This window comes from Myxococcus sp. MxC21-1, assembly GCF_032612255.1.
Classification (GTDB): domain Bacteria; phylum Myxococcota; class Myxococcia; order Myxococcales; family Myxococcaceae; genus Myxococcus; species Myxococcus virescens.
The window spans coordinates 721,149-741,694 of record NZ_CP123278.1 but is presented as its reverse complement, the minus strand read 5'-3'; the positions used below and the strand labels follow the sequence as shown (position 1 = coordinate 741,694).

At 71.1% G+C, this 20,546-nt stretch carries 17 protein-coding genes and 3 pseudogenes; 8 read left to right on the top strand and 12 right to left on the bottom strand.

Annotated elements, in window-relative coordinates; all coding sequences use genetic code 11:
* Window positions 1-12: 12 nt before the first annotated feature.
* Both QEG98_RS03570 and QEG98_RS03565 read right to left on the bottom strand, forming a co-directional pair.
* The gene (locus QEG98_RS03570) at window positions 13-654 is read right to left on the bottom strand and encodes a carbonic anhydrase (protein ID WP_141591611.1); all 642 of its coding nucleotides are present in this window, start codon (window positions 652-654) and stop codon (window positions 13-15) included.
* Between the two features lie 117 nt (window positions 655-771).
* Window positions 772-1,260: a gluconokinase gene (locus QEG98_RS03565; RefSeq protein WP_316565755.1), complete on the bottom strand. Its 489-nt coding sequence runs from the start codon at window positions 1,258-1,260 to the stop codon at window positions 772-774.
* 169 nt (window positions 1,261-1,429) lie between these two features.
* Between QEG98_RS03565 and QEG98_RS03560 the strand changes: the two genes are divergently transcribed.
* From QEG98_RS03560 to QEG98_RS03545, 3 genes and pseudogenes are all read left to right on the top strand, one after another.
* Window positions 1,430-1,684, top strand: coding sequence for a hypothetical protein (locus QEG98_RS03560; RefSeq protein WP_316565754.1), 255 nt, complete (start codon window positions 1,430-1,432; stop codon window positions 1,682-1,684).
* Window positions 1,626-2,479, top strand: a pseudogene (locus tag QEG98_RS03555) (DNA ligase). The gene QEG98_RS03560 and the pseudogene QEG98_RS03555 overlap by 59 nt, the downstream one beginning before the upstream one ends.
* 132 nt (window positions 2,480-2,611) lie before the next feature.
* Window positions 2,612-4,021, top strand: coding sequence for a serine/threonine-protein kinase (locus tag QEG98_RS03545; protein ID WP_316565753.1), 1,410 nt, complete (start codon window positions 2,612-2,614; stop codon window positions 4,019-4,021).
* A 13-nt stretch (window positions 4,022-4,034) separates the two neighbouring features.
* Here the strand turns inward: QEG98_RS03545 and QEG98_RS03540 are convergent.
* From QEG98_RS03540 to QEG98_RS03500, 7 genes and pseudogenes are all read right to left on the bottom strand, one after another.
* Window positions 4,035-6,093, bottom strand: a pseudogene (locus QEG98_RS03540) (neutral/alkaline ceramidase).
* A gap of 144 nt (window positions 6,094-6,237) precedes the next feature.
* Window positions 6,238-7,116 (bottom strand): sensor histidine kinase, encoded by an 879-nt coding sequence (locus QEG98_RS03535; RefSeq protein ID WP_316567818.1) that lies wholly within the window; start codon window positions 7,114-7,116, stop codon window positions 6,238-6,240.
* A gap of 41 nt (window positions 7,117-7,157) precedes the next feature.
* Window positions 7,158-8,312 (bottom strand): PAS domain-containing protein, encoded by a 1,155-nt coding sequence (locus tag QEG98_RS03530; RefSeq protein ID WP_316565752.1) that lies wholly within the window; start codon window positions 8,310-8,312, stop codon window positions 7,158-7,160.
* A 257-nt stretch (window positions 8,313-8,569) separates the two neighbouring features.
* Complete coding sequence (locus QEG98_RS03525) at window positions 8,570-9,229, bottom strand: acyltransferase (protein WP_316565751.1); 660 nt, start codon at window positions 9,227-9,229, stop codon at window positions 8,570-8,572.
* Between the two features lie 12 nt (window positions 9,230-9,241).
* A pseudogene (locus tag QEG98_RS41610) lies at window positions 9,242-10,996 on the bottom strand (histone deacetylase).
* Between the two features lie 130 nt (window positions 10,997-11,126).
* Complete coding sequence (locus QEG98_RS03505) at window positions 11,127-11,855, bottom strand: phosphatase PAP2 family protein (protein WP_316565749.1); 729 nt, start codon at window positions 11,853-11,855, stop codon at window positions 11,127-11,129.
* Between the two features lie 57 nt (window positions 11,856-11,912).
* Window positions 11,913-12,152, bottom strand: coding sequence for a hypothetical protein (locus QEG98_RS03500; protein WP_020478281.1), 240 nt, complete (start codon window positions 12,150-12,152; stop codon window positions 11,913-11,915).
* A gap of 142 nt (window positions 12,153-12,294) precedes the next feature.
* Between QEG98_RS03500 and QEG98_RS03495 the strand changes: the two genes are divergently transcribed.
* The 3 genes from QEG98_RS03495 to QEG98_RS03485 all read left to right on the top strand — a co-directional run bounded on the left by QEG98_RS03495 (window position 12,295) and on the right by QEG98_RS03485 (window position 15,876).
* On the top strand, window positions 12,295-13,710 hold the full coding sequence (locus QEG98_RS03495; protein WP_316565748.1) for an NAD-dependent succinate-semialdehyde dehydrogenase: 1,416 nt from the start codon (window positions 12,295-12,297) through the stop codon (window positions 13,708-13,710).
* Between the two features lie 191 nt (window positions 13,711-13,901).
* Window positions 13,902-15,509 carry a mechanosensitive ion channel family protein gene (locus QEG98_RS03490; RefSeq protein WP_316567817.1) on the top strand — a complete coding sequence of 536 codons (1,608 nt, stop codon included), beginning with the start codon at window positions 13,902-13,904 and terminating at the stop codon, window positions 15,507-15,509.
* Window positions 15,510-15,585: 76 nt separating this feature from the next.
* Window positions 15,586-15,876, top strand: a complete 291-nt coding sequence (locus QEG98_RS03485; protein WP_225909723.1) for a hypothetical protein — start codon at window positions 15,586-15,588, stop codon at window positions 15,874-15,876.
* A 320-nt stretch (window positions 15,877-16,196) separates the two neighbouring features.
* Here the strand turns inward: QEG98_RS03485 and QEG98_RS03480 are convergent, their stop codons facing one another.
* From QEG98_RS03480 to QEG98_RS03470, 3 genes are all read right to left on the bottom strand, one after another.
* A complete protein-coding gene (locus tag QEG98_RS03480; protein WP_410477941.1) occupies window positions 16,197-17,135 on the bottom strand; it encodes a hypothetical protein in 939 nt (312 codons plus the stop codon).
* 359 nt (window positions 17,136-17,494) lie between these two features.
* Entirely contained in the window at window positions 17,495-17,632 is a 138-nt protein-coding gene (locus QEG98_RS03475; protein WP_316565746.1) for a hypothetical protein, read from the bottom strand.
* Window positions 17,633-17,917: 285 nt separating this feature from the next.
* Window positions 17,918-18,574 (bottom strand): hypothetical protein, encoded by a 657-nt coding sequence (locus tag QEG98_RS03470; protein ID WP_316565745.1) that lies wholly within the window; start codon window positions 18,572-18,574, stop codon window positions 17,918-17,920.
* Window positions 18,575-18,708: 134 nt separating this feature from the next.
* On the opposite strand from QEG98_RS03470, the gene QEG98_RS03465 reads away from it, so the two are divergent.
* Window positions 18,709-19,440, top strand: a complete 732-nt coding sequence (locus QEG98_RS03465) for a hypothetical protein (RefSeq protein WP_316565744.1) — start codon at window positions 18,709-18,711, stop codon at window positions 19,438-19,440.
* Between the two features lie 143 nt (window positions 19,441-19,583).
* Window positions 19,584-20,303, top strand: a complete 720-nt coding sequence (locus tag QEG98_RS03460) for a sigma-54 dependent transcriptional regulator (protein WP_316567816.1) — start codon at window positions 19,584-19,586, stop codon at window positions 20,301-20,303.
* The last annotated feature ends 243 nt before the right edge of the window (window positions 20,304-20,546 follow it).

Below are 20,546 nucleotides of genomic sequence, written 5' to 3'. Positions count from 1 at the left end.
AAGTGTCCTCTCTCAGACGCCGTTGAAGAAGTCGACCGCGCCCGTCTCCAGCGAGTACTCGGCGCCGACGATGCGCATGCCGTCCTCGCGGCACAGACGCTCCAGCAGGCGGCTGCCATGGCGGAGAGTGTCGCAGGAGTTGCGGATGTTGGCGCGGACGGCCTCCTTCATCAGGAACTCCCAGTCCGCCTTCGGCCCGGCGGCGCTCACCACCGTCGTCACCGGCTCGAGGCAGCGCTCCACGATGTCGCGGATGTTCTCGGACGCCTCGCTCTTGCCCTCACGCACGTAGTCCAGCGTGGCCTGGATGGCGCCGCAGTGCGAATGCCCCATCACCACCGCCAGGCGCGTGCCGAACTTCGCCGCCGCGAACTCCACGCTGCCCACCAGCGACGGCGCGACGACGTTGCCCGCCACGCGGATGACGAACAGGTCCCCCAACCCCTGATCGAAGATGTACTCCGACGGCGCACGCGAGTCCGAACACGAGAGGATGATGGCGAAGGGACTCTGCCCCGCCACCAGCGCCTGCCGGGCGGAGCGGCCGAGCGGGTTCTCCATGTTGCGCGCGTTCAGGACGAACCGCTGATTGCCCTCCCGAAGGCGCGCAAGAGCATCCTGGGCGGAGATGGGTGGCGTCGAAGCGGTGGGCATTGCGCGGGTCCTCGAGGGTGGGTGAAGCGGAAAGGTGGCAACCCAACAGAGCGCTATACACCAGCCGGGTGACCAAGGAACGGGCTGTCCTCCTGCTTCGACGCGGGAGTTCAGCCGTCAGACACCCAGCTCGTCACGGATGTGCTTCACGATGTCCGCTGGCGGCGGCGTCACGTCCACGCTGAGTGCGCGCGAGGGCAGCTCCATGGCCGCCATCTGACTCTCCAGCAGGGACGCGGGCATGAAGTGGCCCTGGCGCTGCGACATCCGGCGGGCGAGCACCTCATGCGGCGCGTGCAGGAACACCCACTTCACGTGTGCGGGGTCCAGCTCCTCCAGCAGCGTGCGGTAGGCCTGCTTGAGGCCGGAGAACGCCATCACCACGTCCTCGCCCTGCGCCAGCGCCCGGGCCACTTCATCGCGCAGCTTGCGCAGCCAGGGGGCGCGGTCCTCGTCCGTCAGCGGCGCGCCCGCGGCCATCTTCACCACGTTGGAGCGCGGGTGCAGGTCATCCGCGTCGATGAAGCGCCAGCCCAGCTCGGCCGCCAGGGTGCGGCCCACCGTCGTCTTCCCCGCTCCAGATACCCCCATGATGATGACGACCATTGACGCGACTCCTCCTGCTTCCGGGGCCCACTCCCCATCGTGGGGTGCCCAACGGCCTCACGCCACCCCATCCGCGGCGGAATGCCCACCGCATCACGTCCTGAAACGTCAGCCCCGGGGGGTATGCTTCATCCCATCGCCGCTCCGGATGCGGCACGGAGGGTCGGTCATGGCGGACATCGCGGACGGGGAGCAGGTCTCGGTTCAGGGCTCGGGTTCCAAGCCCTACATCCTCAAGAACACCGGCGGTGTGTATTCGTGCTCATGCCCGGCCTGGCGCAACCAGTCGGTGGCCATCGAGCGGCGCACCTGCAAGCACCTGCGCCGCGTGCGCGGAGACGCCGCGGAGAACGCGCGCATCGGCGGTGACGCGTCCGGCGCGCCCGCGGCCCTCGCGTCCGACGAGGAGCACGTCGGCCAGTGACGACACCAAGGCCCCGCCCCTGCTGCTGGCCCAGTCGTGGGAGAACGACGTGGACCTCACCGGCTGGTGGATGAGCGAGAAGCTGGACGGCGTGCGCGCGTACTGGGACGGGAAGCAGTTCTGGTCGCGGCTGGGCAACGCGTTCCTCGCGCCGGAGTGGTTCACCGCGGGGCTGCCGGACTTCCCGCTCGACGGTGAGCTGTTCGGCGGGCGCAAGCGCTTCCAGCGCACGGTGAGCATCGTCCGCCGACAGGACCGCAGCGACGATTGGAAGGAGCTGGCCTTCGTCGCCTTCGACGCGCCCGGCGTGGAAGGCACATTCGAGGCGCGGCTGGAGCGCTGCCGGCAGTGGATGGAGGAGGCGAAGCCCGCGTATGCGCAGTGGCACGCCCACGCGCGCTGTAACGGCACGCCGCACCTGCGCGCGGAGCTGGCGCGCGTGGAGTCGCTGGGTGGAGAAGGCCTCATGCTGCGCCAGCCCGGCTCTCGCTACGAGGCGGGCCGCTCCCACACGCTGCTCAAGGTGAAGAGCTTCAAGGACGACGAAGCGCGCGTGGTGGGACACGTGGCGGGCGCGGGCCGCCACAAGGGCCGCCTGGGCGCGCTGGAGGTGGAGCTGCGCAACGGCACGCGCTTCAGCGTGGGCACGGGCCTGTCGGACGCGGAGCGCGCAGCGCCGCCCCCGTGGGAGCCATCATCACCTTCCGCTACCAGGAGCTGTCCAACGACGGCGTGCCACGCTTCCCGTCGTACGTGGGTGTGCGCGTCGACGCCGCCCCCTTCGCCGCGAGCTGAGGCCAGCCGTCCCACGGCAGGAGTCACCGGTCCGCTGGTCGACGGAGCGGCGCCGCATTGCCACCTGACAGACGGTGCGTGCCCGGGGTGATGCGCGCCCGGGCGCCGCCCTGGTGTCTGCTTCAGGGAACCATGCACTGCGAGCTCTGTCTGACCGAGCATCCCCACGATGTGGCGTGTGGCGGCGAGCCCTGGACGCAGGTGTATCTGTCCACGGGCGACGCGGAAGCCCCTCCCGCGGACCTCACGGGCCAGACGTTGGGAAGTTACCGGCTGGTCCGCCGGCTGGGCGCGGGAGGGATGGGCACCGTCTACCTGGGCGAGCAGACGCGCATTGGCGCACGGGTGGCGGTGAAGGTGCTGCACCCCCACCTGGGCCGGGACGAAAGCCTGCGCGCGCGCTTCTACGCGGAGGCACGCACGGTCAACGTGGTGGGCCATCCGAACATCGTCCACATCTTCGACATCAACGAGGCGCCCGGCGGCATCCACTACTTCGTCATGGAGTACCTGGAAGGCGTGCCCATGTCGCACCTGCCCCGGCCCATGGTGCCCGCCGCGTTGGTGTCGCTGCTGGCGCAGGCGTGTGACGCGCTGGACGCGGCGCACCGGTGCGGCGTGGTGCACCGGGACTTGAAGCCGGACAACCTCTTCGTAGTGCGGCACGCGGGTGAGCCGCCGTCGCTGCGCGTGCTGGACTTCGGCGTGGCCAAGGCGCGCCGCCCCCACCCGGGTGAGGATGAGACGGCGGCGGGCATCGTCCTGGGCACGCCGGCGTACATGGCGCCCGAGCAGTCCGCGGGGCAGCCGGTGGACGGACGCGCGGACATCTACGCGCTGGCGGTGACGGCCTACTACCTGTCCACGGGGCAGCTCCCCTTCGAGCGGGGGCAGATGGTGGAGCTGGCGCTGGGCACGGGCCCGGTGGGCGCGCCGCCGCCGCACCTGCTGGTGCCCGGGGTGCCGCCCGCCTTGTCGGAGGTGCTGCTGCGCGCGCTGTCGCGCCGCTGCGAGGACCGCTACGCCACCGCGCTGGAGTTCAAGGAGGCCCTGCTGCTGGCCGCCGCCCAGCCATTGACGGACGCCCTGTCCCCCCAGACGCCGCCGCCGCGCAGCCACACGCCGGTGCCGTCCCTGGCGTGGCTGGACATGGAGGACCCGGCGACGGAGCCCAACGCGCTCACCCCACCCCTGACGTGGGTGGCGCGGGTGCGGCGCCGCTCCGGCGCGGGCGACGTGGAGGTGCTGTGCACGGAGCTGAGCCGGGGCGGACTCTTCATGTGCTGCGCGGACCCCTTCCCACGCCTGTTCAACCGACTGGAGTTCACCCTGCTGCTGGCCGGCGAGCTGGTGGAGTGCGCGGGCGAGGTGGTGCGCCACGTGGACGCCGCCCAGGCGCAAACGTGGGGCATGTTGTCCACGGGCGTGGGCGTGCAGTTCATCAACCCATCCGCCCGGCTGTGCGAGCTCATCCGCCGCGTGCAGCCCCACCGGCTGACCACGCCCGCGTCCACGTTGATGCGCGCGGAGGTGGTGCTGTGACGCGGGCCGCGCGTCACTTCACCGTGAAGGGCCGTGAGGCACCGGAGTAGGGCCGCACGTTGCCGTCCCAGCCCGACTTCCAGTTGCCTTCGTGGACGAGCCGGTACGTGCCCGGCACCGTGTCGTCGGGGATGCCCCACGTCACGGTGACGTGGGAGCACGCCAACGTGGGCACGCAGTTCTCGCGCCGCCACTGGTAGCGCGTGGCCGGGTCCGCGTCGGTGGCCACGTCCGTCCAGGTGCCGTCCGGCTCGCGCCGCTGCACGCGCAGGAAGGTGCCCTCCAGGCGCAAGTCATTCTTGGGATGCCCCCCAGAAGGTGGCGCTCGCCGTGTCGCCGCGCGAGTACGTGGGCCGCGCGTCGGTGACGACCTCGCCGAAGTCCACCCACAAGAGCTTGTCGTCGAACACCACGCCGGGTTGCAGGCTGAGCTGCTCCTTGCGCAGGTCCCTGGGCGTGGGCCCGGGAGGCACACCGGCGCCGTCCCGCAGCGACGTGGCCAGCAGGTGGAAGTTCTGCTGGAGGGCCGCGAGCGTCCACGGGCCAAAGTGCGTGGAAGCCCCTTCGTAGTCCTGGCGCGCGTACTCCTCGCGGGTGGTCACGTAGCCCGAATAGGCATTGGACAGGCCCGCGATGACGACGTCCGTCACGCCCGCGGGCGCCAGCGCCGTCTCCACGGTGTCGCGCAGGCGGCGTCCGGCCATGGTCGTCAGCTCGAAGGGCACCGCCACCAGCGCCAGGTTGCCGATGGTGACCAGTTGCAGGGGCAGCACCTCCGGCGTCCACGGGAAGGGCCGCATGCTGCCCGTCTCCAGGACGATGGGCTTCTCCGCCTGGCACGGCGTGGTGGCGAGCGAGCAGCTGAACTGCCCCCAGGCATTCTGGCCGGCGGCGCAGGTGACGCCCTCCACGCCGACGCCCGGCCCGTCCTCCGCCCCCGCCAGCATGGACACGCCGATGGCGGCCGGGCAGGTGGCTCGCGGCGCGCCGTCCGCGAAGGCGGGCGCCACGTCCACCGCGTCCATCTTCACGTAGACGTGCCGGTAGTCCACGCCGCCCGTGAGCGGCGTCTTCGCCTCCGCCCACAGCTTCGCGGCGAAGTCGTACTGCTTGCGGCCGGAGAGGTCCGTGTCGTCGAAGTCATTGGCACCGCCGCCGTTCGTGCCTCCCAGGATGTTGGGCGTCACGTCGCCCTCGTTCGCGTTGGCGAAGGCGGCGACGAACGTGTCCCCGGCCCCCTGCGCCTGCTCGGCGAGGTACGAGGCCAGGCCCTTGTTGTCGCCACTGATGAGCGTGTTGCCGTTGCCCATGGACGTGGCGTGCACCGCGAACCAGTTGATGAGCCCCACGTCGGTGCCATCCGCGCGGGTGAGACGCAGCAGCGTCATCCGCGTGTCCACGTCGTGCGCGTAGCGGGCGCGCTCCTCGGCCGGGTTGAGCAGGTAGGCGTTGGGAGAGCGGTTGCGGCTGGCCCCGAACAACTCCCCCGACGACAGGCGCAACGTGCCCTCGGCGAGCCGCTCATGCGCCCGGACGATGGACGCGACGATGCCGGAGACGATGGCCTCGAAGTTCTGCGGCGAGAAGCCCAGCGTGGTGAGGTTGTAGAAGGTGTAGTGCGAATAGCCCCCGGGCCCGGAGTGGGTGTGGGTGGCGCTCAGCAGCACGTTGTCGTCGGTGTACAGGTCGCCATAACGCGCGCGCAGCCGCTCCACGACCTGCTGCTTCACCGCCTGGAACACCATGCCCAGGTCCGCGCTGACGAAGGCCACCCGCTTGCCGTTGCAGGGCGAGGCGATGACGAACGCGCGCGAGCGCAGCCGCTGGTGGATGCCGGTGGTCTGCTGCTCCAGCATGCCGTAGCCCATCATCCCCACCTCGGCGGCGGGACCGGTGATGTCGGCGCTGCCCGCGCCCAGCAGGAAGTCCCGCGCGTCTTCGCACGCGCCCGTCAGGCCGGACGCGGAGGACTCCGGATGAGGGGAGGTCCGCCAGGGCTGGCTGGCCGCCTGGGCGCCCGTCGCGAGCACGAGCGAGAGCGCCAGCAGATGCCGGACGAAGTGGGTGCGCATGGCCTGCCTCCAAGGCGCCAGGGGACATCCCCCGGGGTGGAAGTGGATAACGCTTCAGGGCGGGCGTGCAGTACCGGAAGAACGAGCCGTCGAGAGAGCTACAGTTCGCGCGAGGGCCGGAGGTGACACCGGCCGTCTCAGCGCTCACGCGCCCGGCCGGTTCGCCGGGGCCTTGGGCGGCGCGGCGCTGAGCGCCACGCGGAAGGTGGTGCCGGCGCCCACCGACGACTCCACGGAGATGTGGCCGCCCAGCGCCGTCACAATCGTGTCACAGATGGACAGCCCCAGGCCGGTGCCCAGGCCAGAGGACTTGGTGGTGAAGAAGGGGTCGAAGATGCGGCGCAGGTGCTCCGGGGGGATGCCCTGGCCCGTGTCGCTCACCACCACCATCACCCGGCCGCCCACCTCCGTGCGGGTGGTGAGGCGGATTTCGTTCGCCTCCGAATCGCCCTCTTCGATGGCGTGCGCGGCGTTGATGAGGAGGTTGAGGAACACCTGGAACAGCTTGCCCTCGTTGCCACGGACGAGCGGCACCTCTCCGTAGTCCTTCACCAGCCGGGCGCGGGCGCGCACCACGCTGGCGGCCATCTGCGTCACGGATTCGAGCACCGCGTGGACGTCCACCGACTCTTCCTTGCCGTCCTCCACGCGGGAGAAGACGCGCAGCTGGCGGACAATCTGGCGCATGCGCTCGGCGCCCTCGCGGGCGTCGTCGAGCACCTGCCGCAGCTCCACCATGTCCTCCGGGGAGAGCATCCGTGGACGCACGCCGCCCACGGCGCTGTGGAGGAAGTCCAGGTTGGACAGCACGTAGGCCAGGGGGTTGTTCAGCTCGTGGGCGATGCCGGCGGCCAGGAGGCCCATGGAGGCCATGCGGTCGGTCAGCATGAGCTGCGCCTGGGTGCGCTTGCGCTCGGTGAAGTCTCGCGCCACGGTGATGCGCGCGGGCGAGCCGTCCAGCACCACGGCCAGCGTCACCAGGTCCGCCACCACCACCTCGCCGTCGCTGCGCACCAGCGGCATCTCCACCACGCGCGCCGCGCTCTTGCCCTCCAGCGCCTGGCTCAGGTGGAGCTGCGCGGCCCCCGGTCCTCGGGGCGGACCAGGTCCAGCATGTGGCGGCCCACCAACTCCGAGGCGTCGCGGAAGCCCAGGTACTGCACCAGCGCCGGGTTGACGGAGAGCAGCACGCCGTCGCCCACGTGCACCAGCACCGGGTCCGGGAAGGCCTCGATGAGCAGGTGGACGCCGGCCTCGGTGCGCCGCAGCGTCGTCTCCGTGCGCATGCGCAGCGCGTTGGCCGAGCGCTGCTCCAGCGCCAGGGACAGCGCGCCCGCCGCGCCCGACAGCAGGTTCACCTCGATGGGGCCCCAGGACTCGGGTTCGCGGCAGTTGTCGAAGCCGATGACGCCGAAGAGCTGCCCGTGGACGTGCATGGGCAGCAGCAGCACGGAGCGGACGCCCTGCGCCTCCAGCATGGGCGCCAGCAGCTCCGAGAAGTCGCGCGGCTGGCCCTGCACCGGCTCGCCGCGCTGCAGCTTTTCGGACTGGTGGGGCCGCAGGGCCGCGTCGAAGGGCAGGCCGTGCATGTTGGGGTCCTCCAGGTTGGGAGGAATCCCCGGCTCGCACCACTCCGCGCGCTGCGACGCCAGCAGCGCGCCGTCCTCGGCGAAGTGCATCTCGAAGACATAGACGCGGCTGGCGGCGGACACGTGGCCCAGCGGCTCGACGACGGCGCCGTAGAGGTCGTCCGGCAGCTCGTGCCCCATCATCCGCCGCTGCACCTGCACCATGGCTTCCAGGTAGCGCTCGCGGGTGGTGACGGCCTCCTCGGCGGTGCGCCGCGACGTCACGTCCAGGAGCGTCCCCATCACCTCGCCCGGCAAGGTGGCCAGGGCCCGGGCGGACAGCTCCACCCAGCGGATGCCCTGGCCGCCGCCCGTGTCCACGCGCACTTCCTGACGCGAAACGGGGGTGCCGGGCGTGTACGCCAGCAAGGCCTGGGCGCGCTCGCGGTCCTCCGGGTGGATGGCCTCCAGGAGCGCGCGGCCCCGCCACGCGGACACGGGCGTCCCGGTGAGCCGCTCCCAGGCACCGCCCAGCACCGTGAGCCGCCCCTGCGCGTCGAGCTGGAACACCACCTCATGCAGCAGCTCGGACAGGTGCCGGAAGCGCTCGGACTCCACCTGGCTCCCGGCGTGTGACGCCTGCGACTTCATGGGAGGGAGCAGCTCACACGCCATGTCGGCGGGAGCCGTCCCTGAAGCCTTCCCGGGAGCGTCCATGACCGCCGCGTCCCGTTGCTCGTCTGCCACGTGCTGGCCTCCCTCGCGCCTCATCGGAGAGGGGCCGGAGTCCTGACAGCACCTACGGCTGCCGGGAGCGAATCCAGACCCTGCGGTTCCCCTCCCGGAGCGACGTCGACCCGAAGCATATTGGGTCTCAATAACTGGAAGTCAATGAATGCGGGAGAAGTTCACGCTCCGTCTTCGGGCTCCCATCCACCCGGAGCACCTGAGCGGGGCCGCTGCCGCCGGTCCCCTACGACGCGGGCCGGCACGCCCGCGACAATGGCCCACGCCGGCACATCCCGGGTGACGACGGCCCCCATGGCCACCACGGCGTGGTCCCCCACGGTGACACCGTCCGTGATGCCGGCATTGGCCCCCACCCACACGTCCGCGCCGATGACGAGCCCCCGCGAGGTGACGGGTTGCTCGCGCACGGGCCGGTCCGGGGCAATGCCGTGGTCGAAGCCGTAGAGGGTGGCCCCGGTGGCGATGCGGGTGCCCTCGCCGATGCGGATGCCCGCGGCGCCGCCGTCCAGGCTCGCCCGGGCGTTGATGCTCACCCGGGGCCCGAGTGTCACAGGGCCGTGGAGGAAGACATCCGCGGCGATGCTGCACCCGGGGCCGATGGAGACGGTGCGTCCGGGTTCGGCGAAGATGCGCGCCTCCGGGGCGATGAAGCACCCCTCCGCGATTTCCACCGTCTCCAGTTCGCGCAGCAGCGCCTGCACCTCGCGCTGCCAGGCATCCGCCCATTCGCGGTGGCGGGGCTTGAGGACGAAGTAGAGCCACGGCATCCAGGAGAGCCGGCGCTTGTGCTGCTCACGGCGAAGCGCGTCCAGGTCCACGCCCCTTCCCTATCATGCTCCGGTGGCCAGCCGGGTGGGTTCCCAGGTGAAGCGGCAGCGCTCGCGCTCCCGGGCAATGGCCTCCACGTCTCCGGCCTCGGGCTCCAGGCGCGACACCATGTCGCTCGCCTCCCATGCGTAGGGCTGACCGTTGAGCAGGACATGGCCGTCCACCACCGACTGGGAGACCTCCAGGAGGGGCAACTGTCCCAGGTCGCGCAGCAGCGCCTCGAAGCGCCCCTGCCGCGCCGGGTCGAGGAAACGAAAGCGCGAGCGCGCCAGCGCCGCCGGTGGAACCACATGGGACGGAAGGCCACGCCGGCCAGGACGAGACGCCGGGCCATCACGAGCAACATCTCCGTCGCCTCGCGCGCCGGCCCAGGCCCGGCACGTCCTGGCCGGGGAGCCGCGAGCGCCCCTCTCTGAAGCGGGCGCGCGGGTGGCGCAGGCTGAGCCAGTTGACGAAGAGGAAGGGCTCCCCGCCAGCACGCGGCGCTCCACGACGCAGTCCACCAGCTGGTGCTCCTGGCCCGCGGCCCAGCCGTGCACCTCCATCCGGTCCCCCTCTCCCACGGAGCCCACCTCCACGCGCAGCCGGCTGTAGCCGAGCCGCTCCACGTAGGAGAGGATTCCGTAGCGGAAGAAGGCGTACTCGAGCGCCTGCGCCGTGTAGTAGCCGAGGATGCGCGGCTGGCGCTGGCCGCCGCTCAGGCCGAGGGCGCCCTCCAGGTCCTCCTGGGTGATGGGCTCGTCCAGCGGCGTCGCGCCCTCGCGCGTCAGTGAGCGGGCGATGCGCCGATACCGCGCGCTCAGCGGGTCGTAGCGCGCCCTGATGCGGCGACGGCCCTGCCCCGCGAGGACGAGCACGGTGCCCGCGAACACCTTCCACGCGTCGCGGTGATAGCCCCCGCCTGGAAGCCAGACGCTGGGGATGCCACGCAGGGCACGCGCCAGGGCCCGGTCCCTGCGACGGGCGCCGTCCAGGGACAGGCCCACGCGGCCGAAGCGGTCTCCCGCGAGCACGTCGCTGCCCGCGATGACGAAGGCCACGTCCGGCCGGGGCATGCGCTCCAGGAGTCCGTCGAGCAGGGCGGTACGTCCTGTCGTCCGTGTGCTCGGGGACGCGCGTCTCATCCACTTCGGGCGACAACGCGCCCCAGTCGCTGCCGGACAGCGAGCCAATCCAGGCCCGCTTCTGTCCCGCCAGACACTCCGCCGTGCCATCCGGCGGGTGGGCATCCAGGTCGAGCACCACGGCCTGCCCGTCGAAGCCCTCCGCGTGGAGGGCGGCGAGCGCAATCGCGATGTCATTCACCGCGCAGAAACCGCCGCCGCGCGCCGGACCGGCGTGGTGGAAGCCGCCCGCCATGTTCACCACCGGGCCCTTGCGCGCCACCGCGAGCCGCGCCGCGCCCAGCGTGCCGCCGCACACCCGCCGCAGGTTGGACAGCAGCGCGTCCACCGGCACGTCGGCGGGGTCGGTGGCGAAGATGCGCGCCAGCGTCTCCGGCTGGCCGAGCGACTCCAGGTAGGCGGCGTCATGCACGCGCGACAGCTCGGCGAGGCTCACCGGCTGCGGGTGGTGCACGTCCTGGGTGCGCAGCGCGCGGGCCTCCAGGAGATACCGGTGGTGAAGTCCACCCCGCGCGGCTCGATGCCCGCGGAGGACTCGATGCCGGTGAGGGGCAGCCGGTAGGACTCGTCGTAGAAGGCGGGCACCGGCGCGCCGCCCCAGCTCCATCGCGACAGCCAGTCCCGCAGGCTCATGGGCCCCTGTCTCTCACGGCGCCCAGCCTGGGACCAGGGTCCCACAGGACGCCCAGGCACCACGGCACCGTGGAGCTTCGCGCAGTGAACGGCGCCAGGGGGTGGACGGCATGACGCGGCCCGCCGCGCTTCACGCCACCGGGCGCCGGGCCTCCGCGCGCAGCGCGGGACTCCGCCGGCGGAGCGTCCGCGCGCAGAACGCCATGAGCAGCGCCCACGCCAATCCGGCCACCCAGCCGCCCAGCACGTCCGTGGGGTAGTGCACGCCCAGGTAGACGCGCGTCAGCCCCACGAGGAACGACAGCAGCAGCGCCACGGTGAGGACGTAGAGCTTGAGTCGCTTGCGCTCGGCGAGCTGAGCCAGCAATGCGCCCAGCGTGAGGTACACGGTGGCCGACAGCATGGCGTGCCCGCTGGGGAAGCTCTGGCTGACCACCTCGGTGAGGTGCGGCACCACGGACGGCCGAGGCCGGGCGAAGAACTGCTTCAGCAAGACATTGAGGCCCGCGCCTCCCAGCGTCGCGCCCAGCACGAGCAGCAGCGTCCGGTAGCGCCTCACCAGCAGGAGGAAGCCACACACCGCCAGGGTGGCGAGCGTCAGCACGGGAACGCCGCCCAGCGCCGTCACGTCCTCCGCCGTGCGCCGCAACCACCAGGGCCCGCGAGGCCGCGCCGGGTCCTCGGGGTTGCGCAGCGCCAACAGCATGCGTTCATCGAGCTGCTGCGTCTCGCCCTCGGCCACCTCGTCCGACAGGGCGATGAAGCTCAGACAGCAGACCAGCACCAGCACCAGCAGCCCCAATGGCCGCGTCACCGCCACGTCCCATCCCGACATCCACTGCCAGAGCCTCCGCCACATGGCGGTGACTGTATGCACTCCGGCGTCCGGCGGGACGTCTCCCGCGCGGAACGTTGGCTATCCGGGAAGACGGATGCGGTCGCTGCCCGCGCTGCCGAAGGCCGCGCCGAGGACGCAGAAGAAGTGCAGAACGAAGCCCGGGATGAAGAAGAACCAGTAGCCGGCCCCCACCATCAGGAACCACAGGACGGCGCGCAGGAACTGGCCCTTGTAGAGCTGTCCCAGGCCGGGAATGACCAAGGACAGCACCCCGGCGATGAGGAAGTTGAAGCGGCGCTCGCGGATGATGTCAGCCATGGCAGTCTCCAGTCCTGACCCCCATATAAAGGAGGGGCCGGGGCCACGAAAGCCCTGGAGTGAACGGCTGGACGCTCGGGCCACGAGCGGCACGGTCTCCCCGCGCCTGGCTGCTATCACAGGGCCCCAAGGAGGCACTTCCATGGCCATTTCCACCATCGACCCGGCGACCGGCAAGACGCTGCGCACCTTCACGCCCCTCTCCGCCGAGGAACTGGAGGCGAAGCTCCAGACCGCCGCCGACACGTTCCGCGCCTACCGCGAGACGACCTTCGCCGACCGCGTCACCTGGCTGCGGCGCGCGGCCGACCTGCTGGAGGCCGAGGCCGACCGCTACGGCCGCATCATGACGCAGGAGATGGGCAAGCCCTTCGACGCCGCCAAGGCCGAGGCGAAGAAGTGCGCGACGGCCTGCCGCTACTACGTGGACAAGGGCGAATCCCTCCTGCGCGACAGGCTCGTCGACATGGGCACCGGCCGCGCCTTCGTGCGCTACCAGCCCCTGGGGCCCGTGCTGGCCATCATGCCGTGGAACTTCCCCTTCTGGCAGGTGGTCCGCTTCGCCGCGCCCGCGCTGATGGCGGGGAACGTGGGCCTGCTCAAGCACGCCCACAACGTACCCCAGTGCGCACTGGCCCTGGAGGAACTCTTCCTTCAGGCGGGCTTCCCACGCGGCGCCTTCCAGACGCTGCTCATCGAGACCGCCGACGTCCATCGCGTCATCGAGGACCGCCGCGTGCGCGCGGTGACGCTCACCGGCAGCGAGGGCGCGGGCCGGGCCGTGGGCGCCGCCGCGGGCAAGGCCATCAAGAAGGTGGTGCTGGAGCTGGGCGGCAGTGACCCGTTCATCGTCATGCCCAGCGCGGACCTGGAGAAGGCGGTGGAGACGGCGGTGTCCGCGCGCCTCATCAACAACGGCCAGTCCTGCATCGCCGCCAAGCGCTTCATCGTGGCCGACGCCATCTACCCCGAGTTCGAGCGCCGCTTCGTGGAGCGGATGAAGCGCGTCACGGTGGGCGACCCCATGGATGCGAAGACGGACCTGGGTCCCCTGGCGACGCGCGGCATCCTCGACGGGCTCCATGCCCAGGTGGAGGCGAGCGTGAAGGCCGGCGCGAGGCTGCTCCTGGGCGGCAAGCCCCTGGAGGGTCCGGGGAACTTCTACCCGGCCACCGTCCTGGCCGAGCCCCCGCCCCAGGCCCCCGCCTTCCACGACGAGCTCTTCGGCCCCGTGGCCACGCTGCTGCGCGCGCATGACGTGGACCACGCCCTGGAGCTGGCCAACGCGACGCCGTTCGGCCTGGGCGCCAGCGTGTGGACGCAGGACGAAGCCGAGCAGCGGCGCTTCATCGACGGCATCGAAGCGGGCATGGTGTTCGTCAACGCGCTGGTGGCGTCGGACGCCAGGCTTCCGTTTGGCGGCGTGAAGCACTCCGGCCACGGGCGCGAGCTGGCGGACGTGGGCATCCACGAGTTCGTCAACATCAAGTCCGTCCGCATCGCCGCGGCGGAGGAGACGAAGCAGCAGCCTCCGCCCCGCGGCGCCATCAGCGAGTAGACGCCCCTTCAGCGGAACGGCCGGGGCGTGGCCTCACCGCGCCCCACTCGCAGGAGCCGCCCCTGACGGAAGCGCAGCTCCGCGCGAACGAACCGTTTTGCATGATATGCAACAGTTGCATGGAGATCTTCCGTCTCGCGGATACGGTTGAGTTGAATAACGCATGGCTTGTCGGCCTGAGCGTGACACTGATGCTGTTCGCGCTCTGGGCCCTTCTGGTGGCCTCCAGTGCGCTGCTGTACCAGGGCATCCGGCTGGTGGGCCTGAAGGTGCTGGAGCAGGCGGCAGACGCCCTTCGCAAGCGCGCCCGGCTGAGCGCCGCCCTCCTGTCCTTCGTGGTGGTGGTCGCCGGCATCGCGGTGCTGGGCTTTTCCCTGTGGGCGAAGAAGGACCTGGCTCCCTACTTCAATGCCTTGCTTGGGGGGGTGACGGCGGAAGGGCTGGCGAACGTAGGGCGCGGAGCGGGGCTGCTGGTGCTGTTGATGGCGGCCTTCCTGGTGCTGGAACGCGCGGCGAGCCAGCTCTTGGTGCGGATCGAACGCAGGTTGAACGAATGGGAGTTGCCCCCGGAGCAAAGGGCACATGCCCAGAAGGCAATGGAGCTGGGGCCCGGCTTCATCAAACTGCTGCTGGCCTACTTCGCGGTGGGCCTGGCGCTCGCCTCGCTGCAACTCCCGGCCGTGCTCGACTGGCTCATTGGCACCACCCTCTTCGTGCTGCTGGCCATCAGCGGCGGGCGGCTGGCGGTGTCCCTGCTGCACCTGGCGTCAGAGCGGCTGGTCGGGACCTGGGCGGCGAAGAGCACGGCCACGAAGTACGAGGAGTACTTCCTGGCCCTCGGCCGGCTGCTCCCGGTGGGACAGAAGAGCCTGGAGGCCATCGTCTACATCTCGGTGGCGACGCTCGTCATCCGCCGGTTCCAGGGCCTGGAGTTCTTTGCGCCATACGGGCCGGTGCTCATCCGCGTCATCGCCCTGTTCTTCGCCGCCAGCGTCGTCGTGGAGTTCGTCCGGCTGCTCATCGCGCGGGCATTCAAGGTGGACGGCCCCAACCCGGATGACGCGACCCGGCGGCGCAACACCTTCGTCGCCCTCATCCAGAGCGCCTCCAAATACCTGGTCTACTTCCTGGTGGGGATGATGGCGCTCAGCGACATTGGCGTGGACCCCACTCCCATCCTCGCTGGCGCCGGCATCGTCGGCCTCACCGTGGGCCTGGGCTCGCAGGCCATCGTCACGGACATGGTCAACGGCGTCTTCCTGCTCTTCGAAGACCAGATATTGAACGGCGACTACATCCGCATCAACGATACAGAGGGCGTGGTGGAGGAGATAACGCCTCGCATCACCCGCATTCGCGACCGCTTCGGGCGCCTTCACATCCTCCGCAATGGCGAGGTCAAGAATGTCATCAACTACAGCCGCGGCTGGACGCTGGCCATCGTGGACATGGCCGTGGCCTACGAAAGCGACCTGAAGAAGGTGATGGATGTGATTCGCCAGGTGTGCGAGCAGGTGCCCATGCTGTCGCAGGGGAAGGTGTCCGAAATCCCCAAGCTCCTGGGTATCGAGAGCATGGACGAGAGCTGGATGACCATGCGCATCGAAGCCAAGGTGCAGCCAGGGACACACTTCGACGTGAAGCGGCTTCTCAACCGGCTGCTGATCGAGGCCTTCACCGCCAATGGCCTGGAATTCCCCTACCCCAAGGGGGTGGAATACGAGGGGGGCCCGTTGCTTCCCGCCACCTCCGAGGCACCGCAGGAGGAGCCCCAGGCGCTCGCCGCCTCACACCGGTAGCGATAGCGGTGCCTCCCCAGGATTCGAGTTGCTTCGTCTTCAGCCGCAATCCCTCTCACCCCTTGGAGTCCGTCCCATGAAGAAGGCTTTCCTCATCGCCCTGTCCCTGTCCCTGCCCGCGTTCGCCTCGTCCGACTTCGATTCGGAGGACCTGTCGGTGGACGTGGACCCGGAGGAGCTCGTGAGCCAGGAGGCCGCCGACGCCAGCCGGCCGCCGCTGCTCCAGTTCTGCTGGAACCTCCACTACACGTCGTGCTCCGGCCCGGGTACGACGCAGCAGTGTACGGATGGCATCTGGTCCGACTACGTCTGCACCTGCCGCACCCTGGGCACGCGCAACGTCTGGGTCTGCCCGGAGGTCCGCTGAGTGCCGGGGGCGAGGACTGGGCCTGATATTCTCGCCCCTCTCGCAGTCCGTCTTCACACCTGATTCTCGCATCCGGCACGGGTCCATCCGCGCGGCAATGCGCATGGCCTGCGTCGCCACCGTGGCGACCGCTGAAGACAAGCAACCGTTCACCGGTTGCTGCCAGATTGAAGGGACTGGCGTGGCGTGCTGGAACTCCTGACGGACACACCGCGCACGTACCGCCGGGGCCGACCGTCCCCCTCGCTCACCGCGAACCGCGTCCCACGTGGACGCGCCGGACAGCACACCGGCGTGGCCCACGCCCCAGCGCCAGGCGTCTACCGCGTCCGCGTCCGGCCACCACCGCCGGGCGCGGCGTGGACCTCCTCCAGCGCCTGCGTCACCGCTTCCACTTCCGCACCGAGCTGCTCCACGCTCTGCCGCAGCCCCAGCCCGGCGATGTCCTCTCCCGCGGTGTCCGCCGAGCGCACCCGCAGCACCTGCGCGTAGAGGCTCTCCAGGGTGTAGTAGAGGCGCATGTGCTCCGCCTCGAGCCGCGCCGCCGCGGTGGCCAGCTCCGCGCGCTGACGCCGCTGCGACTCCAGCGCGGCCAGCGCTCCGGCCAGCCGCTCCCGCACCACTGCGTCCTCTTCCGAAGCCACCCGCGCGGCCAGTGCGTCCCGCTCGGCGTCCAGTCGCTGGGCCTCATCCGGTGGCGCCAGCGCCCGCAGCTCCCGCTCACGGCGCACCAGTGCATGACAGCCCTGTCGCAGGGCCTCCACTGTGCGCTCCGGCGCATGCACCAGCTCGCGCAGCACCGCGGGCCCCTCGCGCAGGGCCTCCATCAGCCGGGCGCAGAGGGCGTCCACCTTCGCCACCCGGGCGTCCACCTCCACCTCCGAGGCACCCGCGGGCGTTGGCGTTCGCACGTCGCGCTCGCGGCCCTCGTCACGCCGGGGACGCTCCAGGTGCTTCAAAGAAGCCAGGAAGAAGCCCAGGGCCACGAAGACCAGCCACCACAACCGGCGGGGCTGCGCCAGGGCCATCAACACACACGTTATCGACGCCGCGACGAAGGCGGCGCCCCGCACGGGGTTGCGAGAGCGGTTGGACAGCACCTCCCGTTCGGCGCGGCGGGCGGCGCGCTTCGCCTCCCGCCGCCACTGCTTCTCCCACTTCCGGCGAATCTTCCGGGGCGGCATCTGCCCGGTGCGGCGCACCCAGGCCTCCACCGCCGCATCCTCACGCGCACGGCCCTCCGAAAGCGCGTCTTCCAACCTGAGCAGGCGTTCATGTTGGAGACGGGAAGGTGGGGAAACCGGAGGTTGGGGACGTCCGCGAGGCACGGGGTGACGATAACGACGGCACGTCCCCGCTGGGAGGGAATGCGCGCCATTCGTCGCCTGCTGCATATGCACGGTGCAACAAACGGAAATGCTCAACCGTTTGCATTCGCCCTGGGAAACTCCGTAGAGAATGTGCGCTGGCGGGGGCGAAAAAAAGGGGCAGGTGCCGTGGAGTTACCGGAGGCGAAGGGGGAGAGCGCCGGGTGGGAACCCGAGACCATCCGCGCCCTGCGAGGTGAGCAGAGCCGCGCGGCGTTTGCCCGCCTGCTGGGCGTCACCCCTCTCACCGTCTACCGCTGGGAGCTGCCGAGCGAAGCCCCCAGGCCCGCCGTCCGCGAGGCCGCGTGGCCGTGGCGCTCCGCCAGCTCGCCGCGCGAGGCGAGGCCCCCACGCCCGTCGTCTCCGCGTCCCAGCGGCAGGAGCTGCATCCCGAGGAGCTGGCACGCATCCTCCCCAGCGTCACCCACCTGACGCGGGCCGAGTGGCGAGCCGCCGAAGAGGAGCTGCTGTCACTGTTGGCTTCGGGCCTGCTGCGCACCCCGGGCGCGCAGGCCATGGCCGCGGTGGGACTGGCCTATCTCCAGCGCTGGGGCCGCGAGGACAGCCGGGGCGCCTTCACCACGCTGCTGCCCCACCTGGGGTTCGCGGACGCCGGCATTCTTCCCGAAGAGGTGGAGCTGCGCGTGCTCGCCATGGCGGCCAACCTCTACGCGTCACCGGACGGGAAGCTGTTCGACGCGAACAAGTCCGCCGCGTACGTGGCGCGCGCGGAGGCGCTGCTGGCCAACCACGACGACCCAGAGGTGCGCTGCCAGCTGCGCATGGCCGAGGTCGCCTGCGGCTTCTACCTGGGCGAGGCGGAGCGCATCACCCACGGGTCCGGGCGGCTGGAGGATGCGCTCGTGCGGGTGAAGGATCCGGCCCTGCGACTGCTCGCCGAGGACGCCTGCGCCCACGAGGCGGCCCTGCGCGGCGAGGCCACCCTGGCCACGCGCCGCTTCCGCGAGGTGGCGCAGGGCGCGGCGCGGATGGGCTACGCCTTCCTGGAGGCGCGCAACCTGGCCTTCCTGGCCCAGCGCCGGCTGGACGAGGCCTGCGAGCCATCCGAGGCGCTCCAATTGGTGCGCCGCGCGCGGGAGGCCGCGTATGGCGGGCGCATGGTCCGCGGCTTCTCCTTCATCTTCGCCGCGCGCGCGGAGGCCGAAGCCCTGCTGCGGCTGGCGCGCTTCGCGGAAGCCGAGGCCGTGCTGGATGAAGCGGACGCGGTGGTGGAGGAGCTGCGCTGGACGCCGCTGTACCTGACGGTGACGCGCGCGCGGCTGTACCTGCTCAGTGGCCGGGCCCCGGGTCTCCGCAAGCTGGCGCGGCACCGGCGGCCTACGACGGCACCATCCAGCGGGCCCTCACCGGGGCCTATGCCCAGTTCGCGGAGTCGCTGGGCGACCTCGCGGAGGGCAACGCGCATCGCGCGGCGGAGGGCTTCGCCGCGGCCGGACAGCGCGCCATGGAGCTGGGCGGCTGGCCCTACCTGCGCCGCGAATGCCTGCTGTACGAGACGTATGCGCGCGTCTACGCATGCCAGCGGGACGAGGGCCTGGTGCTGCTGCGGCGTGCGCGCGCCTTCCTGGAGCGCATGCCCTCCGCGTGGCACTCCGCCCTGCTCCACCGCTTCGAGGCCTTGCTGCACGTCCTGGACGGGCGCACCGCCGAGGCCCGGTCGCTGCTGGAAGCCGCGCTGGGCACCTTCAGCCTCACCGGCGACCTGTGCATGTCCGTCTACACGCGCCACCTGCTGGCGCTGCTGGCGCGGATGGAGGGCGACCCTGCCGCCGGCGAGCTGCTGGCCGCCAGCGAGGCGGAGCTGCGCCGCGTGGGCATGGTGGTGCACCCGCAGCACTTCGTGCACCACGTCGCCCGCGAGCCCCACGCCACCGCCCGCGAAGCCGAGGGCGCGCCCCGCCTGGGCGCGGAGGCCCTGGTGGTGCCCTTCGAGCGGCTGTCGGTGCGCGGCATGGGCGCGCCCTCATCCAGCGCGAGCTGCTGGCCGTGGTGGAGGGGCTCTTCCCCCACGGCGCGCCCCGGCTGGAGGAGCTGGACTCGCAGGGCCGGGCCACGGCGCTGGGCGGCGACACCTCCGTGCCCGCCACCGAGGCCGTGGAGTTCGGGGACGGCTGTGGCCGGCGGCTCCGCCTGGGCGTCGCGGGTCACCTGCCTCCGGACGGCCGCGCGCTGCTGACGGCGCTGTCCCGGCTGGGCGGCTTCGCGCTGGAGGTCGCCACCCTGCGCGGCTTCGCCCAGGTCGACGTGCCCGCGCTCGCCAGTGAGGACACGGACGTGCGGGACGCGGACGTGCCGGGCTTCATCGCCGCCTCGTCCGCCATGCGGCGGCTGCGCTCGGAGCTGGCGAGCCTGTCTTCCAGTCGCGCCACCGTCATCGTCACCGGCGAGTCCGGCTCCGGCAAGGAGGTGGTGGCGCGGGCGCTGCACGCCTTGTCCACGCGCTCGCAGCGGCCCTATGTGGCCTTCAACTGCGCCGCGGTGCCCCGGGACCTCTTCGAAGGACAGCTCTTCGGCTACCGGCGCGGCGCGTACACCGGCGCGGCCACGGACCACCCCGGCGTCATTCGCGCCGCGCACGGCGGCACCCTCTTCCTGGACGAGATTGGCGAGCTCCCCCTGGAGGTGCAGCCCAAGCTGCTGCGCTTCCTGGAGAACGGCGAAGTCTTCCCGCTGGGAGAGATGCGGCCGGTGGAGGTGGACGTCCGGGTGGTGGCGGCCACGCACCGGGATTTGGGCCAGTTGGTCCGGGAGGGCCGCTTCCGCGAGGACCTCTACTACCGCCTCCAGGTGGTGCCGGTGCGCGTGCCCCCGCTGCGCGAGCGGCGCGAGGACGTGGTGGCGCTGGCCCGGCACTTCGTCCGGCAGCTCACGCCCGAGGGCATGGAGCCGCCGCAGCTGGGGCCGGATGCCATCGCCGCGCTGATGTCACACCCGTGGCCCGGCAACGTGCGCGAGCTGCGCAACGTGATTGAGCGGTCCATGGCCTACGGGCCGTTCCCCGCGGTGCTGGGCGCGGAGCAGATGCGCATCGCGGGCTGAAGCCAGAAGCGTGGCCTCAGCCCGCGATGCGCTCCACCCTGTTTCCCCACACCCCTGTGGGAAGCGACTCCAGAGAGGCGTGCGTCCACGTCTCTGGAAGAACACACCCACGGGTCGAAGAGGGGGGAAACTCCAACCCGGGGTGCCGAGGCCACCGAAGCGGCCTCATGCGAAAGATGTGTGTCTCCAGCGCCCACCGCGGCACCAGATGCACTGTGGGGGGGTGTTAAGCACCCGGCGTGC